13 protein-coding genes and 1 pseudogene are annotated in these 17,537 nt (G+C 61.4%); 3 read left to right on the forward strand and 11 right to left on the reverse strand.

Features of this window, described 5'->3' with window-relative positions:
- Positions 1 to 284 precede the first annotated feature (284 nt).
- The 9 genes from F6X37_RS04240 to F6X37_RS36665 form a co-directional block, all read right to left on the reverse strand.
- Positions 285 to 536, reverse strand: coding sequence for a calcium-binding protein (locus F6X37_RS04240; protein WP_090805689.1), 252 nt, complete (start codon positions 534 to 536; stop codon positions 285 to 287).
- A 118-nt stretch (positions 537 to 654) separates the two neighbouring features.
- A complete protein-coding gene (locus F6X37_RS04245; RefSeq protein WP_187610428.1) occupies positions 655 to 1,101 on the reverse strand; it encodes a glycine zipper domain-containing protein in 447 nt (148 codons plus the stop codon).
- A gap of 119 nt (positions 1,102 to 1,220) precedes the next feature.
- A complete protein-coding gene (locus F6X37_RS04250) occupies positions 1,221 to 1,682 on the reverse strand; it encodes a MipA/OmpV family protein (protein WP_262419799.1) in 462 nt (153 codons plus the stop codon).
- Positions 1,683 to 2,103: 421 nt separating this feature from the next.
- Positions 2,104 to 3,522, reverse strand: coding sequence for an efflux transporter outer membrane subunit (locus F6X37_RS04255; RefSeq protein ID WP_187610430.1), 1,419 nt, complete (start codon positions 3,520 to 3,522; stop codon positions 2,104 to 2,106).
- The gene (locus tag F6X37_RS04260) at positions 3,519 to 6,671 is read right to left on the reverse strand and encodes an efflux RND transporter permease subunit (protein ID WP_187610431.1); all 3,153 of its coding nucleotides are present in this window, start codon (positions 6,669 to 6,671) and stop codon (positions 3,519 to 3,521) included. Before F6X37_RS04260 ends, F6X37_RS04255 begins: the two co-directional genes overlap by 4 nt.
- Complete coding sequence (locus F6X37_RS04265) at positions 6,668 to 9,742, reverse strand: efflux RND transporter permease subunit (RefSeq protein ID WP_187610432.1); 3,075 nt, start codon at positions 9,740 to 9,742, stop codon at positions 6,668 to 6,670. Before F6X37_RS04265 ends, F6X37_RS04260 begins: the two co-directional genes overlap by 4 nt.
- A 12-nt stretch (positions 9,743 to 9,754) precedes the next feature.
- Positions 9,755 to 10,753, reverse strand: a complete 999-nt coding sequence (locus F6X37_RS04270) for an efflux RND transporter periplasmic adaptor subunit (RefSeq protein WP_187610433.1) — start codon at positions 10,751 to 10,753, stop codon at positions 9,755 to 9,757.
- Positions 10,754 to 11,018: 265 nt separating this feature from the next.
- Positions 11,019 to 12,530, reverse strand: a complete 1,512-nt coding sequence (locus F6X37_RS04275) for an ATP-binding protein (RefSeq protein WP_262419793.1) — start codon at positions 12,528 to 12,530, stop codon at positions 11,019 to 11,021.
- 267 nt (positions 12,531 to 12,797) lie between these two features.
- Positions 12,798 to 13,115 (reverse strand): hypothetical protein, encoded by a 318-nt coding sequence (locus tag F6X37_RS36665; protein ID WP_262419794.1) that lies wholly within the window; start codon positions 13,113 to 13,115, stop codon positions 12,798 to 12,800.
- Positions 13,116 to 13,450: 335 nt separating this feature from the next.
- Here F6X37_RS36665 and F6X37_RS04285 point away from each other — a divergent pair.
- Positions 13,451 to 13,693, forward strand: a pseudogene (locus tag F6X37_RS04285) (transposase); the annotation flags it as partial.
- Between the two features lie 225 nt (positions 13,694 to 13,918).
- Here the strand turns inward: F6X37_RS04285 and F6X37_RS37575 are convergent.
- Positions 13,919 to 14,107, reverse strand: a complete 189-nt coding sequence (locus F6X37_RS37575) for a hypothetical protein (protein ID WP_316251937.1) — start codon at positions 14,105 to 14,107, stop codon at positions 13,919 to 13,921.
- Positions 14,108 to 14,507: 400 nt separating this feature from the next.
- The gene (locus F6X37_RS04295) at positions 14,508 to 14,891 is read right to left on the reverse strand and encodes a hypothetical protein (RefSeq protein WP_143037150.1); all 384 of its coding nucleotides are present in this window, start codon (positions 14,889 to 14,891) and stop codon (positions 14,508 to 14,510) included.
- A gap of 290 nt (positions 14,892 to 15,181) precedes the next feature.
- On the opposite strand from F6X37_RS04295, the gene otsA reads away from it, so the two are divergent.
- Together otsA and F6X37_RS04305 are read left to right on the forward strand one after the other, a co-directional pair.
- A complete protein-coding gene (gene otsA, locus F6X37_RS04300; RefSeq protein WP_187610434.1) occupies positions 15,182 to 16,615 on the forward strand; it encodes an alpha,alpha-trehalose-phosphate synthase (UDP-forming) in 1,434 nt (477 codons plus the stop codon).
- Positions 16,616 to 17,037: 422 nt separating this feature from the next.
- Positions 17,038 to 17,232 (forward strand): hypothetical protein, encoded by a 195-nt coding sequence (locus tag F6X37_RS04305; protein ID WP_187610435.1) that lies wholly within the window; start codon positions 17,038 to 17,040, stop codon positions 17,230 to 17,232.
- Positions 17,233 to 17,537 lie beyond the last annotated feature (305 nt).

The raw sequence follows: 17,537 nt of genomic DNA on the forward strand, positions 1-17,537 counted from the left end.
CGGCGAGCTTCGGACAGGATACAAAGCGGCCGCTATGCATCCCGCCCGCCCACGGGGCGGACACGAATAGACTCAGGTCAATAGTACGCGGGAGCTACGATCAGTGGCGGTCGAGGGACTACAACCAGTGGCCGGGCCACTATTGGACGACCCACCGGAACGACTACACAGCCGCTCCGGAGCGCGCAGCAGCCCCATCTTTCGACGTGATGAGGCGACCCGATGGGACATATTCAATACACGGTTAAACCAGCCGAGGGTATTGAAGCTTGCCTTGCAAGCGCTTACTGCCGATGCTGCGCAGCGAACTGCTCGATCTGCTCAAGCGTCACGTACCCTTGATGCGTAGTATCGATCTCATCGAAATGGGCTGCGACGCGCGGCATACCTGCCTCCGCCTGTTCTTTCGTGAGCTTGCCGTCATGAGTTGCATTCGCGGCAGTAAAGCGCGCTTCCAACATCTGCTGCATGCTGCTCTGCGCGAACGCAGACGACACAGCGAACGTTGCAGCCAGAATAACGAATAAACGTTTCATCAAAGACTCCGTTAAGAAATGAATGGCGTGCACGGAATAGCCAGGGGACAAAGCTCCACCGAAGATTTCCAGCCGGCAGAATTCCAGGTCAAGCCATGCCACGACCATATGAGCGAAATCAGTACGGTGCGTAGTAGTAAGGTGGGGGAGCGCTATAGATTACGGCGCGGGGCGGCACGGGGCGTACAGGCACGACGATCGCTGCCGGACGCGGTGTTTCGATCGTATCTCCCTTCGCCGCGATGCATTGCGCGTACGCGTTGTCGTATTGCTGCTGCAACGACGCTTCGGTCTGATTGTGCTGCGCCGAGCCCGTCATGCTGCCGAGCAGCAGTCCGGCACCCGCACCGATTGCGGCGCCGGCACCGGCGTTGCCCGCCCCGGCGCCGATCAGAGCCCCGGCCGCAGCGCCTCCAGCTGTGCCGACGGCGGTAGCAGCAAGTCCGGAGGTTGCCGCCTGATGCGAGACCGCCGCCGGATTCACGACCTGCGTCGCGTAGGTGCGGCAGCTATAGTCGTCCTGCTGGAACTGGTTGAGGGTCTTGCCGTTCGCTGGGACCGCCATGACGGTAGGCGCACTCGGCGGCGTAACCGCACACCCCGCCATGCCCAACCCAACAGCGAGGCTGACAAGCAGTGGCGCGATACGAGTCGATGTCAGATTCTGGTTCATTGATAGTGCTCTCACGATGATGCAGCGCGAAGTAAGCGCTCAGAAGTGGTAAGCAGCGCCCACCGATCCAAATAGTGCCAGCGCGCGAACGCACCGAAGTCGAAGGACGTTGCGATATCTCCGATGCCGTTGAGCACCGCCGCATAGTCCTGGTTGCGGCCCAGTTGAACGCCGATCAGCGGGCCCACCGCAACACTCGGCCCCAACGGGTAGGCGACGCCGCCCGTGAGCGCCTGCACGAAGATTGCCCCGTTCAACAGCGACAGCATGGGCAACGGCAGCACACGATAGAACTTGCTGCCTTCATAGTTGGGCAATGCGGTCACGTTGATGTTCACGCTATTGCCCGGCGACGACTGCGCCAACGCTGGTGAGTAAGGCAGGCACTCAGTGGCGATGACGGCGAGCGCGCCCAGCCACCGTCGTGTGCGGCCTCGCTTGAGAACCGCGGCGACAAAGCGATAGTCATGCATGTTCAAGCCCATCTATCGATGGTTGCCCGGAGAACCGCAACGCCCACGCTGATATCAATCGCCAGGGACCCCGCAGGCGCCTTGCCGACAGCCATAGAAATTGCCGCACTGGCAGCAGACACGAGAACGATTTTAAATTTCACTGCACACTCTCCATGTGATGGATTCGCCCCACTGGCGAACCCCGCATGACACAGCCGCCAATGTAGAGAACCTCTGCGCTACATGTCGTTGGAAATGTGTTGCATGTCATGTCAAGCCACGTCGCGGGGAAGCGATACCGCACGAGTGGACGTAACAGGGCCTTGCACGCAGTTCGAGACGCGGACTTTGAAAAACGGCCGTGGGCGCTACCGGACTCTGGACCGCGCAGATCGGCAGACGACGTCACAACGGCGCGCCCGCCATCATGGGATCGAGCCTAACTCTTCGACGACATCCAGCCGCCGCCGAGGTTCTTCACCAGCCCAACGTCGCTTTTCGCCAGTACCCCCTGCGTGTCGTTCAGGTTCTGTCTGGCCGTCAGTAGCGTCACTTGCTGAGTCAAATCGGACTGCTCGCTCGCGGTTCCGGCCGTCAGTTGCGCGGCGACGCTCTCCAGCAACTGCCGGTTGCGCTGGTAAATGTCGGCAAACGCGTGCTCCTGCTGGCGCAGATGGTTCAGCGACGACAGGCTGTCTTCCACGTTCTGGAACGCCGTGAGCACGGCTTCGCGGTAAGATGCGACGTCTTCGTCATAGGTCGCCTGCGCCTTGTGCACGGCGGCCACGCGGGCACCACCGTCAAACAGCGTGGCGGCAAGTGAGGGACCGAGCGACCACATCCGGGTCGGCAATGAGAACAGCGTCGCGAAGGTGTTGTGTTGCACGAGACCCTGTGCCCGCAGATCGAGGTCGGGAAAGAATGCGGCCTTCTCTACCCCAATAAGCGCGTTCGCAGCAGCAGCGGTGCGTTCCGCGCTGACCACGTCAGGCCGTCTTTCCAGCAACGCAGACGGCAGCACGGATGGCACCTCGGGCTCGCGAAACACATAGTCGAGCCGCGGTGCAATCGACAACGAAGCCGGCGGCACACCCGTGAGCGCCGCGATTGCGTGCTCGTCCTGCTCGCGCGAGGTCTGTGAAATTTGCAGGTTCGCGACAACCGCCTCCTGCGTGTCCTGCGCATACAGCAGATCGACTTGCGACGCGGTCCCCTGTGCCAGCGCTGCGCGCGTGATCGCGAGAATCCGCCCGTTGACCGCCTCCTGCTGCCGCAACAGGTCGATGTCGATATCGAGCTGGCGGATGTCGAAATAGTCGGTCGCCAGCGTCGCGGCAATCGACAAGCGCTCGCCGGCAAGCGTCGCATCCGCGCTCTGCGCGTTCGCCTTGCCTGACTCGATCTGCCGGCGCACGGCGCCCCACAGATCGACTTCCCAACTCGCGTAGGCCTTCGCGTATTCCGCCGTCGTGCTCGAGCTGTGCGAGGCCGACGCGTCGACACCGAGCGTCGGAAACAGGCTCGCCCGGTCTGCAGCGACGGTGGCCTGCGCGAGCCGATAGGCGGCCGCCGCGCCTGCAATCGACTGATTCGACTGCAGCGCTGCGTCGACGAGCCGGGACAGTTCGGGATCGTCGTACGCGTCCCACCACCGGGTTGAGAGCGAAGCCTGCGGATTGGGCGTCGCAAGTCGCCACTGTGTGCCCGCTTCCTTGAACTGCGTTGGAATCGCTACGGCCGGCTGGTGATAGTCCGGGCCGACCGCGCAGCCCGAAAGCCAAAGCGCGGCGCCGAGCGCACAGGCGCAGCAGCGCATGCCGACCGACACGGCCGACAGGTATCCGATGGGCGATTTCATGCGTGTTTCCTTCGGCGCCGCAACCGCCGCGACGCCCGATCGAGCCAGAGATAGATGACAGGGGTGGTATAGAGCGTGATGACCTGGCTGAACACCAGACCGCCGATGATCGAGATACCGAGCGGCTTGCGGAATTCGGATCCGTAGCCTGACCCCAGCACGAGCGGCAGCGCGCCGAAAATTGCGGCGACCGTCGTCATCATGATCGGACGGAAGCGGATCAGGCCCGCGCGCACGATCGCCTCCTCCGGCGGCAGTGCATGCTGACGCCCTTCGGCAATCGCGAAGTCGATCATCATGATCGCGTTCTTCTTCACGATGCCGATCAGCATCAGCACGCCGATCAACGCGATGATCGACAGCTCCGTGTGAGTGAGCAGCAGCGCGATCAAAGCGCCGACGCCCGCAGAAGGCAGCGTCGAGAGAATCGTCAAAGGATGAACCAGATTCTCGTACAGCATGCCGAGCACGACGTACACCGACAACAGCGCGGCGAGGATCAGCAGCGGCTCGCTCGCCATCGACTCACGAAACGCTGCTGCCGTGCCGGCGAACGCGCCGGAGATACTCGCCGGCATTCTGAGCGCAGCGACGGCCTGACTGATCTGCTGCGTCACGGGTCCGATCGATGCACCGGGGCGCAGGTTGAACGATACGGTAATGGCGGGGAACGTAGCCTGGTGATTGATCGAAATGGCGCTGGGGTCGGTCGAGAACCGGGCCATCGCGGCGAGCGACACCAGCGCTGAACCGTTCGCCTGGGCCGCGGCCGACGGCGTAGCGGCGCTTGCGCCGGTTGCCCCCCCGGCGGCGGTCGTCGACGCGCCGCTCGTGGCGAGCGCCGGGCTCGCCGGAACATGGATGTCCTTCAGTACCGAAGGACTTGTCCAGTACTCGGGTGCCACCTCCATCACGACGTGATATTGATTCGCGCTCCCGTAGATGGCCGAGACCTGCCGTTCGCCGAACGCGTCATAAAGCGCCTCGTCGATATCTTTGAAGCTCACGCCCATTCGCGCGGCGCAGTCGCGATCGACGTCGATGCCGACCTGCATGCTCTTGTCCTGCTGGTCGGTGTTGATGTCGGCCAGCGCCGGCATCTTGTGCATCTGTGCGACTAACTTCGGCACCCATTGATCGAGTGTCGCCTGGTCGTCCGCGGTCAGCGTGTACTGGTACTGCGCGGCGCTCTGTCGGCCACCGGCCGCGAGGTCCTGCAACGACTGCAGATAGAGCTGTGTCCCCGGCATATCGGCAAGCCGTCGGCGCACCTGAGCGATCACCTGATCGGCCGTCGCGCGACGCTCACCCAGGGGCTTGAGCGTGACGAACAGCAGTGCGTTGTCGAGCGCGTTCGCTCCCCCCACGAAGCCACCCACGAACGCGACGTTCGGATTCTCCTGCACCGCCTTGTCGACCATCTGGAACTGATGCTGCATCTCGTGCCAGGAGATGCTTTGCGACGCCTGCAGCGTGCCAAGCAGCAGCCCCGTGTCTTCCTCCGGGAAGAAGCCTTTCGGAACCACGGTGAACAGCCAGAGGTTCAGCACGAACACCAGCACCGTCACGCCACCCATCAATAGCGGATGCCGGATGACCCAGCGCAACGACGTGCCGTACAGGCGAGAAAATCCGCTCTCGTGATGCTCGTCGCCGTTCCCGGCTTGCGGTCCTGGGCGCAGGAAAATGCTCGTCAGCATCGGCGTGACCGTGAGCGAAATCAGCATCGACATCACGATCGCAACGGAAAGCGACACCGAGAATTCACGCAGCAGCCGGCCCATCAGGCCGCCCATGAACAGCAGCGGGACGAATACCGCGATCAGCGAAACGCTGATCGAAAACACCGTGAAGCCCACTTCCTGCGCCCCTGCGAGTGCCGCCTCGATGGGCTTCTTGCCGCGCGCCAGATGCCGCATGATGTTTTCGACGACGACGATTGCATCGTCGACCACGAAACCGGTCGAAATGGTCAAGGCCATCAGCGAGAGGTTGTTCAAGCTGTAGCCAAGGACGTACATGACCCCGAACGTACCCAGCAGCGACAGCGGTACGACGATCGCCGGAATGAGCGTCGCGCGCCAGCTGCGGAAGAACGCGAACGTGACGGCCGTCACGAGCACGATGGATACAAGCAGCGTCATTTCGACGTCGAGCAGCGAGCCACGGATCGTCTTCGTACGGTCAACCGAAATCGCCAGCTTGATGGACGACGGGATCGCCGCCTCGAGCGCCGGCAGTTCGGCCTTCACGTTGTCGACTGCGTCGATCACGTTCGCGCCCGGTTCCTTATAGAGGACCAGCAACACGGCCGGCTTGCCGTTCGACAGGCCGTAGTTCTCAAGCTGCTCGACATCCTGACGTACATAGCCGAGGTCCGACACACGCACGATGTTGCCGTTGTTCTGCCTGACGATCAGCCGTCCGTAGTCGGCGGGCGAATACAGCATGTCGTTCGCGCCGATCGAATAGTTCTGCCCGCTCGCCGACATCGATCCCTTGGGCAAATCGACATTCGCATTCCCGATCGTGCTGCGGATCTGCTCCAGACTGATGCCGTAGTGGCTCACCCGATCTGGATTCAGTTCGACCCGCACCGCCGGCAGCGCGGCGCCGCCCACCACCACGTTGCCCACGCCGGTTGTCTGCATCAGCTTCTGTTGCAGCACCGTCGACGCCGCGTCGTAAAGCTGGGCTGGCGTGGCCGTGTCGGAGGTCAGACTGATCACGAGGATGGGCGAATCCGCGGGATTGACCTTGCGATACGTCGGGCTGCCGTCCATGTTGGGCGACAGGTTGGTTTTCGCCGCGTTGATCGCGGCCTGCACGTCGCGTGCCGCGCCGTCGATATTCCTGCTCAGGTCGAACTGCAACGTGATCTGCGTTTGCCCGCGCGAGCTGACCGACGTCATCTGGGCCAGGCCCGCAATATGGCCGAACTGCCGCTCGAGCGGCGTCGTGACCGAGGTGGCCACCGTCGTCGGATCGGCGCCGGGCAGTTGCCCCTGCACCAGGATCGTAGGAAAGTCGATTTCGGGCAGCGGCGCAACCGGCAGCAGCCTGAATGCCAGAATACCGAACAACGCAAGGGCGACCGCCAGCAAGGTCGTCGCGATGGGCCGCCTGACGAATGGGCCAGACAGGTTCATTGCACATACTCCGTTACGATCGGCTCGTCCGCGGCAAAGCGTCTTTCCAGACGATGCATCGCCAGATAGATCACCGGCGTCGAGAACAAGGTCAGCAACTGGCTGACGCACAGGCCGCCGATAATCGCGATGCCAAGTGGATGCCTCAACTCGGAGCCCATGCCGGAGCCGAACGCGAGCGGCAGCGCGCCGAACAGCGACGCCATCGTCGTCATCAGGATGGGACGGAAGCGCTGTTCAGCCGCACGACGGATCGCAGCGTGTGCGGACAGGCCGTGGTTGCGCTGCCCGTCCAGCGCCAAGTCGATCATCATGATCGCGTTTTTCATCACGATACCGATCAGCAGCACGATTCCGATCAGGCCCATGATGTCGAACTGGGTTCCGGTCATCAGCAGCGCCAGCAGTGCGCCAAGCGCCGCCGAAGGGAGCGTGGACAGGATCGTGACCGGATGAATGAAGCTCTCGTACAGGATGCCGAGCATCAGATAGACCACGATCACGGCAGCGGCGACCAGGTACCCTTCACTCGCCAGCGACGACTGAAAGGTCGCGGCCGATCCTTCCAGCGACACCTGGACGGACTGCGGCAACCCTATCTGTTCCTTGACCCGCTCAAGACGGGCGATCGCAGTGCCGAGGCTGTATCCGGGAGCGAGATTGAACGACACGTCCGCATACGGGAACTGGCCCTTGCGATCAATCCTCAGCGGCGCGGGCATTACCTTCATCGTCGCCATCGACGCGAGCGGCGCGAGGCTGCCCGACGACGTATCGACATAGAGTCCTGAAAGCAGATGCGCAAGGTCGTCGGCGTTGTTTCTCGCGACCAGCACCACGTGATACTGGTTCAGCTGCGTGTAGATCGTCGACACCTGGCGCTGACCAAACGCGTCGTACAGCACATCGTCGATCGCCTGCGGCGTGATGCCAAGGCGCGACGCGGTATCGCGGTCGAACGTGAGTTGCACCTGATTGCCTGACTGCATCGCCTCGCTCTGCACGTCGGCAAACGCCGGATCGCCGCGCAACGCGCCAACCAGCTCGCCAGTCCAGCGAGTGAGCAGCGCCGGATCGGTCGACTGCACGCCGAGCCGGTAGCTCGTCGTCGAGACGGTGTCGTCGAGCGTCAGATCCTGCACCGGATGCAGAAACAGTCGCACGCCCGCGAGGTCTGCGGTGTCATCGGTCAGGCGGCGGATCACCTCGTCGACGCGCGCTCGCTCGCCCTTGTCCTTCAGATTGATCAACAGGGTGCCCTGATTGATCGTCGGTCTCGTCTGGTCGATGCCGACGAACGACGAGAGACTTGCGACTGCCGGATCGCGTGCGACCCGGTCGACGACCTGCTGCTGTTGGCCGATCATGCGCTGGAACGAAATGGTCGGCGCGGCCTGCACGACACCTTCGATCAGACCTGTGTCCTGCTCGGGAAAGAAGCCCTTCGGCATCAGCATCAGCACGACGAACGTCAGCGTGGCCGTCAACACCACCGATGCGATCGTCAGGCGCCGATGCGACAACACCCAGTCGAGACCGCGTATGTACCTGCTGTTGAGCCGGTCGAAGAAATCGACCCGATGCGAGTGTGGCTGCGCTTTTAACATGCGCGAGCACATCATCGGCGTAAGCGTCAGCGATACGAACGCCGACAGGACGATCGCGACCGACAGCGTCAGCGCAAACTCGCGGAACAGGCGCCCGACCACGTCGCCCATGAACAGCAACGGGATCATCACCGCAATCAGCGACACGGACAACGAGACGATCGTAAAGCCGATCTCCTTCGCACCCTTGATCGCGGCCCTCAGGGGCGTTTCCCCAGCCTCGATGTAGCGCGTAATGTTCTCGATCATTACGATCGCGTCGTCGACGACAAAGCCTGTCGCGACAGTCAGCGACATCAACGTGAGGTTATTCAGCGAAAAGCCGAGCCCGTACGCGACCGCGAGCGTGCCAACGAGCGAAAGCGGCACGGTGACTGCGGGAATCACGGTAGCGGGCACATTGCGCAGGAATACGAAGATCACCATCACGACGAGCGCCACGGCGATTGCCAGCTCCGTTTCGACGTCGGCAACCGACGCGCGGATCGTCTTCGTGCGATCCGTCAGCACGGCGACCTTCACCGATGCGGGCAAGCTCGCCCGCAGTTGCGGCAACAGCTTCTGCACGCTATCGACCACATCGATCACGTTGGCGCCCGGCTGCCGCTGGATGTTCAGCACGATAGACGGCGTGCTGTTGGTCCACGCCGCCTGTTGCAAATTCTCGGCGCTGTCGATCGACCTGGCGATCTGCGCCAGCCGAACCGGTGCGCCTTGCCGGTACGCGATGATCAGGTCGCGATAGTCCGCCGCCGATTGCAGCTGGTCGTTCGCGCCGATCGAATACGACTGGTATTTTCCGTCGAGACTGCCCTTCGCCTGGTCAACGTTGGCACTGCCGAGCGCGGTGCGCACCTCGTCGATCGACATGCCGAGTGCGTTGAGCGCGCCGGTATCGGTCTGCACCCGCACGGCCGGCCGCTGACCGCCGCTGATCGTGACGAGACCCACGCCTGAAATCTGCGAGATCTTCTGCGCAAGCCGGGTATCGGCCAGGTCCTCGATCTTCGTCAGCGGCAGCACGTCGGATGTCAGCGACAGCGTGAGCACCGGGGGGTCGGCAGGGTTGACCTTGCTGTAGACAGGCGGATACGGCAGATTAGCCGGCAGAAAGCTCGAGGACGCATTGATCGCGGCCTGCACTTCCTGCTCGGCGACGTCGAGCGAGAACGACAGATCGAACTGCAACGTGATCACCGATGTGCCGTTCGAACTCGTCGAGTTCATCGCCTTCAGCCCCGACATCTGGCCGAGCTGTCTTTCGAGCGGCGAGGTGATGGACGAACTGACCACATCCGGGCTTGCACCGGGATACTGCGTGTAGACCTGGATCGTCGGATAGTCGATTTCCGGTAGCGCCGAAACAGGCAGCAGGATGTATCCCAGCACCCCGGCCAGAAACAACGCGATCATCAACAGCGCGGTCGCAATGGGTCGCTCGATAAAGATTCGTGAAGCGTTCATCGTCGGCTCCGCTCAGTGCGCCACGACTTTCACGAGCGAGCCGGTATCAAGCCTGTCTGCACCGTCGGTCGCGACCCGCTCTCCTTCCTTCACCCCGCCATCGAGAATCGCCGTGTCGTCGCCTTTTACCGGTCCGGTCTTCACGTTGCGCAATGCCACTGCGCCTGCGCCGCCGATCACGAAAACGAAATCGCCGTTCGCGCCATGCTGGATTGCCGTAGTCGGCACGACCGGAATCCGCTGCAGCGTGTCGACCTGCATCCGGACATTCACGAATTCGTTCGGGAACAGCGCGCTGCCGGAATCGGGGAAGACGGCCTTGACGTTAATCGTGCCGGCGCTCGTATTGACGAGGTTGTCGACCGCAAGCAGCGAGCCCTTCGCGAGCAACGATTTGCCGTCACGGTCATAGGCCAGCACCTGAACCTCCCCGTGCGACATCGCCCGCCGGATCCGTCCCAGGTAGTCTTCCGGCACCGAGTAGATCACGGTCGCCGGCTGCAGCTGCGTGATGACCGCGATACCGGTCGTGCTGGTGCTGCTCACGTAGTTGCCGGGGTCGACGAGGCGCAGGCCCACCACGCCATCTACGGGAGATGCGATGGTGCAATAGCCGACCTGAACCTGCAGATTGTTCACGTTGCCCGTGTCCGCCAGCACGGTGCCTTCGTCCTCCTGGACGGTAGCAACTTGCGTATCGAGCGTCTGCTGCGTAATCGAGCCCGCTTTGATCAGTTGCTGATAACGTTGCAGGTCCAGTTTCGCGTTTGCGAGTACAGCCTGGTCATGACGCAGCGTACCCTGTGCCTGCAGCAACTGCGCTTCGAGCGCCCGCGAATCGATGCGTGCAATCACCTGTCCTTTCCTGATCGTCTGCCCCTCGCTGAAATCGACGGAACGCAGTATCCCGTTGACCTGCGTGATGACCGTGACGGTACGTGTCGGTGTCACGGTGCCGAGCGAGTCGATATAGACAGCAACATCGGTAACCGAAGCCGCAACCGCGCTCACGGGGATCGGATCTGGTGCGACAGCCGTCTGACGGTGACCGTGAGCCTGGTGGAACCACCCAACGGCCACGACGCCGGCCATGAATATACTAAGTATCGCAAAGTATCTTGCAAGGTTTTTCATCACACAACCATGAAAAATGGCCATCTCATCAAATGCTCACGCTGCCCTGCCAGACCCTTTGGGCGGGGCTCGAGCGTCACATTAAGTCGAAGGCCGTGCGACACCGCGACGACGGCGCAGTCATCGCGCCGACAAGTGCCCGTTAAGGAATGGGAATTTGCACCACGGCCTTGAGTCCGGACGGCGCATTCTGGAAGAGATCGAGCGTGCCGCCATGCTGCTGTGCGACGTGCTCCGCTATCGCGAGGCCGAGGCCGCTCCCGCCCTTTCGATCCGCCTCTGAGCCGCGCCGGAATGGTTGCTTGATCAACGACAGAAGCTCTTGAGGCAGGCCCGGCCCCCGATCCTCAACCGCAATCGTGACACTTCGCGCGTCCACGGTAGTCCGGACTGCGAGCCCGACCTGACCGTACACGACCGCGTTCTGCATCAGGTTCATCAACAGGCGCTGCATGCCGACCGGTCGGAACGCAACAGGTGGCAATTCCGCGAGCGACAGTTCGAACGTGCGACCGAGACCTGCATAGTCGGCGGCGAGCTGTTCGATCAGCGCGTTCAGATCGCCGTGCGTCGCCGGTTCGCTATCCCACCCCCGGGCGAAATCGATAAACTGCTGGACGATCGTGTCGATCTCCTCGACAAAGCGTTCCGCACTGGCGGCCGGGGCCTCGAATGACTCCGGCGCGAAGATGGCCATGCGCAGCTTGGTCAGCGGCGTGCGGATATCATGCGATATGCCCGCAAGCATTTCGGCGCGCGTCGCTTCGAGATCTTCGAGCGTCGACGCCATCCGGTTGAACGCCTCCGCTACTGTTGCCAGCTCGCGCGGGCCGCTCACGGGAACCGCTTCGGGCCAAACGCCACGCTCGATGGTGCCGGCAGCGCGCGCCAGCCGGCGCAGCGCCTGTTCGACCGGCAGGTGGATCAGATAGGCCCCAAGAGCAGGAAGGGTGGCCGCACTTAACAACAGGCCGATCAGCGCCCAAGGCAGCGTACTGCTCATGGCCGACGTTCCACGCAGCGCCACCCAGTACCGCACGTCCTGCACATGGAGACGCACCCAGATCCGGTGCCCGTCGCGCTCCCAGCGAAGCTGTTCGTCCGGGGCAAGTTCCGATGCCAGTCGACCGAAAAAGCGGTGCGCCATGTAGTCGGGAGGCAACCCGTCGCGAGCCTGTGGCGGCGGCAGTTCACCTTGGGGCGCTCCGTTCATTTCGAGCAGTTGCCGGTTTCGCTCGTCGTCCGGCAGGACTGACAACAGCCGGTCCAGGATCCGGATCTGCGATGCCACGAGCGCTGCGCCATCGTCAACTCTTGGCTTCTGGATAAAGTTCAGATAGACGGCAAAGACCAGGATCTGACTTGTCAGCATCAGTACAATCAACAGCAATACGTTGCGCGCGAAAAGGGAACCCCACCATACCGACATACCGCTTCCTTTCATCTCGCTCTCTCGATGACCTGCTACGCAGGTATACATAAAACAGTCAGATGCCTTTTGCATTCGATTGACCGGTCCCGGGATCGCAGTGTGGGTCCTCTGCATCCTTGCCCGGGAAAGGCACTCATCCACTTGCGCGGTCATGCCGTACAGCGCGTCCCAAAGGATGGCGGACGAGTTGCCATAGCGTCGCGCGAGCTCCGCCAGGTTCATTAGCGCCGCATACGGCACTGTGCACTGCTATGCCAAGCTGTTAAACGATGGTGAATTATCGCTGCGGGGGACAATCGTTTGGGTGCACGTCCATTCAGCCTCATGCACCCTCCAACCGTAAGTGCACCGAGGACGCCCAGCAGCACAAAGTCGGCAACCAGCAGACCGCGGCGAGCAGCGTTGGCGCCGAAGCGATGTGCAACATGGCTTTGCTGCTTTGATGGACCGGGGTGATGTATCGCACGAGACGGGTTCAGCGCAGAGATTTCACGACCAGTGACCGGCCACCCAAACCCCACCTACCCAGTGACCAGGCATCCAGACGCGACGCGGCATGACGACGACCGCCATGGGAGGTGGGGGCGCTGGCGCAACCGTCACAACCGGTGCGACTGCCGCCGGCACGGCGGCTGCTGCGTAACCGTTTTGCACGACCACGGTCGGCGGCGCATAGACAGGTGTCACCGGAACGACAGCGACGGGGGCCGGCACGGCGACACCGACGACCACGCCGGCGAATGCGGAAGCAGTCATGGATGTGAGCAAAGCCCCACCCACCAGCATGGCAAACGTTCGAGTTTTCATGAGCATCCTCCTTTACATAGAGGGCGCACGAAGTGGATCGCGCGCCGAGAAGAGAATGTACAGAGATCGCGACCTCAAATCTGTTGGAAAGGTGTGTCAAAAGATGTCACTTTGGCACTGGCGGGTGCATGACGATGATTGATTGCTCATGTAGCACTACGACACCTATCCGCCCCTGTTGGGACGAGGATATGGAGTTCTTTTCGAACTTCACAGCTACTGCTGCTGATCGCATGGCGGCGCCAGAAGTGGCGCCGAGAGAATTCGGACAGGTCGGTAAGTGGAAAAGCCGGGACGTGAGTCGGTCATCATGGCCGGCAACAAGGAACCAGAAGATGACGAAACGCAACCGACGGACACACTCACCGGCGTTCAAGGCAAAGGTGGCACTCGCGGCGCTCAAGGGCGACAAGACGCTGGCCGAGCTGGCCCAGCAGTTTGATGTGCATCCGAACCGGATCACGGACTGGAAGAAGCAACTGCAAGAGCGTGTTGCCGAAGTGTTCGAGACGGGCCAGACATCGGCCGAGCCCCCGGTCGATGTGAAGATGTTGCACGCGAAGATCGGGCAATTGACTCGTAAGCGGCTCAGCTGGGCCGTTCGTCCCGTTCGTCCCGTTCGTCCATTCGCGCGCGTGTGAGGCATGATGGCGAACTGGAGCTGGCGGTCAACACGCAGATCAGCCTGAACTCGCTGACAGCCTCGTGCCCTTGCGCCTGCCGGACAGCCAGTTGCTCGCGCACGACGAAAGCTCGGTCGACGTCGACGGGATCTGAATGCGTTGCTTCGATCCGATGCCTAATCAATTTCTCTGGGGCTCGGAAGCCACGCATTCGGCGCTCAACTCGGCGTTGCCGGCGGCGACGACCAACGCCTCGTGAAAGGCTTCGTCGAGTGCCACCGTCTCGCGGCCATCGCGAACGCGCTGTTCGCGCACGCTGAAATAAACATGGTCAGCGCGCGATGAGGGAGATTCGGTTGTGTCTTTCACGCATGAGCCTGGAATTAACGGGTCTTTTCGGCAGTGACTATCGGCTAGCCCCAAAACATATGTCGAGAAGCTGGGTAATACGGATGCTGAAAAGCTGAGGGCGCATGAAGTACTCCGCAGTCCGGGGCGCGCCAGGCGCGCTTCTGGGCCTTCGGCGACGTCGATGAGATCGCCGGAGTGGCTGTCATGCTGGCTTCGTCGGCGAGCGCAAAACTGAACGCGAAGGGAGTAACTCTCCATGAAGACCGAAATATCCAGCGATCACTCGCGCGGGCTACGTGACTTGGCGGACGACGCTCTGCCGAGATGAATCGCCGAAATGTATGGGACTGGCTGATGTCCTTCCCAAGGATCCCATTACCGAGAGGTTGACGCATGATCGTAACGCCATCCTTCCCGATTAGCGAAGCAGCAAGGCGCGAAAGTAGTCGAGACTGACGACCAGGACGACGATTCCACCGAACGATCCGTCTGACTCGGATATCCGCTTGCTCAGGGCTATGCTGGGCGTGCCCAAACGCAATGGGGAAGAATAGGGATCACTGATATAAAAGCCCGCGTGCGGATCGTCTCGTTGAACGATGAAATATTTTTGACTCGCCACACTTACCTGTTCAGGCGTCGCATCATCCGAGTCGAGCAAAACGCGACCCGAGCGATCGACGACCAGGACGGTTCCAAGCGATCCCGCGGTTGCCATGCGATCGAAAAGAACCTGCCGCCGTACCGCCAGCGGCAAAGTCATGATGCGAGGTTGCCGCAGCCGCTCGATGAGCGTTTGCAACGACAATTGATACAGTGCAAAATTTCTCTCGATGTCCCGCTCTGCAATCAGGGCGATATTGCGAAGGTTGATTCGAGTAATTCGCCGTTTGCCAAGCGTGAAGTGAACTTTGCGGCTTTGAATAGCGCTAACACTACTGTGTTACGATTGCTTACACACTGTAGTAAAGAACGGACGCTTGGTAAAGGCGGTTTTGTCCTCGCGACAAGCGGTAGCGCTGGGCAAATCGGACCTGCTGATAACACGCTCACGCCCTTGCCTTGCGCTGCCGTATCCAACCGGGGGATTGAGTGAGCCGTCTTGTTGTTGTTTCGAATCGCACTGCTGACCTCCGGAAGGCCGCAGCGGGAGGTCTCGCTGTAGCGGTAAAAGAGAGTCTGCAACAGACAGGTGGGATGTGGTTTGGCTGGAGCGGCAAGATTCGCGACGCGGCACCCGAATCTGACAGCGAGACCAGCGTCAGACTGCAAACAATCGGGAACATACAACTGGCGACGCTTGACCTGAACCAGCAGGATCACGATAGCTACTATCTGGGATACGCGAACGATGTCTTATGGCCGGTATTCCACTACCGGCTGGACCTGGCGAATTTTGATGTACGATTCGCAGCAGGGTACCGGCGGGTCAACCAGCTGTTCGCGCGAAAGCTGCTACCGTTGCTCAGGCCCGACGACATCATCTGGGTCCATGACTATCACCTGATCCCCCTTGCTGCCGAACTCAGAGCGATGGGGTGCGGCAACCGGATCGGATTCTTTCTGCATGTCCCGATGCCACCGCCTCTCATCATGGCGGCCATTCCAGAGCACGAATGGCTCATGCGTTCACTATTCGCCTACGATCTGGCCGGCTTCCAGAGCGAAGCGGATGTAACGCATTTTACGCACTACGTAGAGTCCGAAGCCGGTGCTGACGCGCTACCCGGCGCACAGCTTCGGGCCTTCAATCGCACGTTGCGGGTCGGGGCGTATCCGATAGGAATCGACGTCGATGAGTTCGCCGCTCTCGCGCAGGACCGGGAGGGTGTCGAAATGTTCGATCGTATGCGACAGGAGTACTCCCGACGCCGCCTGCTTCTCGGCGTCGACAGGCTGGATTACTCAAAGGGTCTACCGCAGCGCGTGCACGCGTTTCGTGAGCTTCTCGCGAACTACCCCGAGAACCGCAACAGTGCAACACTCATCCAGATCGCGTCCCCGAGCCGGGAAGACGTGGGTGCCTATGACGATCTGCGCCGCGAGATGGACAGCCTCTGCGGCGCAATAAACGGTGACTTCGGCGAACTTGACTGGATGCCGGTTCGTTATATTCATCGCAACGTCGCCCGTAAGCGGCTACCGGGACTATATCGCGCAAGCCGCGTCGCGCTTGTCACGCCACTGCGCGATGGGATGAACCTGGTCGCCAAGGAGTTTATCGCCGCGCAGGACCCAGGCGATCCCGGCGTGCTGGTTCTCTCCCGATTTGCCGGCGCAGCGGAACAATTGAAAGAAGCTCTTCTTGTGAATCCGTACGATACGCACGGGACAGCGCAGGTCATTCAGCGTGCGCTGACGATGTCAATCGAAGAACGGATCGGTCGTCACGCAGCATTGATGGGGCGGATCCGCCAGTTCGATGTGCACTGGTGGAGTTCGAGTTTTCTGAGGGATCTCTCGGCTGCTGAGCGCAGTGACGACCGTGAACCGGTGCTGGGACATTCAGCCGATCGCGCGAGCTAACCGACGGCGATTGGCGCATCGTGCCGCCCTACGCCGACGACGCAATCGGCTCGAGTACCCACGCGACATCGCGTTGCAGCCCCGCTGAAGAGCACATGCAGACTCAGGCCTGCCGGTTTGGTGTTGCACCGGTTTTCCAGCCCTGTCATGTGCCCGCTCACCCACGCTCATAGGTGTGAGACCGGGCCATCCTTAACCATAACCCGGTCCGCGTATGACCAAAGCTACCAGGCAACAGCCTTCTTCCCGCCCCCCCTCCGCCCGTAGATGCGCTTCAGTATGAACGTCTCGCGCTGGCTGCCTTCCATCTTTGTGAACGGCAGGGACAGCAACTTCAACATCTGATTACGCTTGCGACTTCATTGTTCAGGAATCCTTTAACGCCTGAGGAAAGACACGACCGGCGGAATCTGCTTGAGGTCATGATCCATATCGGCGAGGACTACAGGCGCATGAACAATTGCGATCATGAACTGTTCACGGTTCTGGCGCTCGACGCCAAGGGTATTCCGAACCGTCGTCTTACTCCCCGCGATGCGGCGGACCTGCTGGCCGATGCGGCGCAAAGCGTTCAGGACAGACTTGCGACTCCTGGCACGACCACGACGAAGCACTAACTGGCTCTGTCAGCAATCCAATGAAGGCGGCTTGATGCCACCTTTTTCAATTGCACGGCGAGAAGCAGACGTTTATTCGTTTTGCATATTGTGTCTGCATATGTTGTCACGCGCGTCCATCAGATAAATCATGTGCCTCCCGACCCGACCCGAACGAAACGCGCGGGGAGATGCTGGCCATGATTGAGCGCATCGCCGAACTTCTGGAGGCGCGCGCTCGCGGCGACGCCACGCTTCTCTCTACCACACTGCGCTATCACGAGCAGCAGGGCTGACCGTTTCCCGCGCGCGATCGACTCGCATGC

Source organism: Paraburkholderia sp. 31.1 (genome assembly GCF_014397645.1).
GTDB classification, from domain to species: domain Bacteria; phylum Pseudomonadota; class Gammaproteobacteria; order Burkholderiales; family Burkholderiaceae; genus Paraburkholderia; species Paraburkholderia tuberum.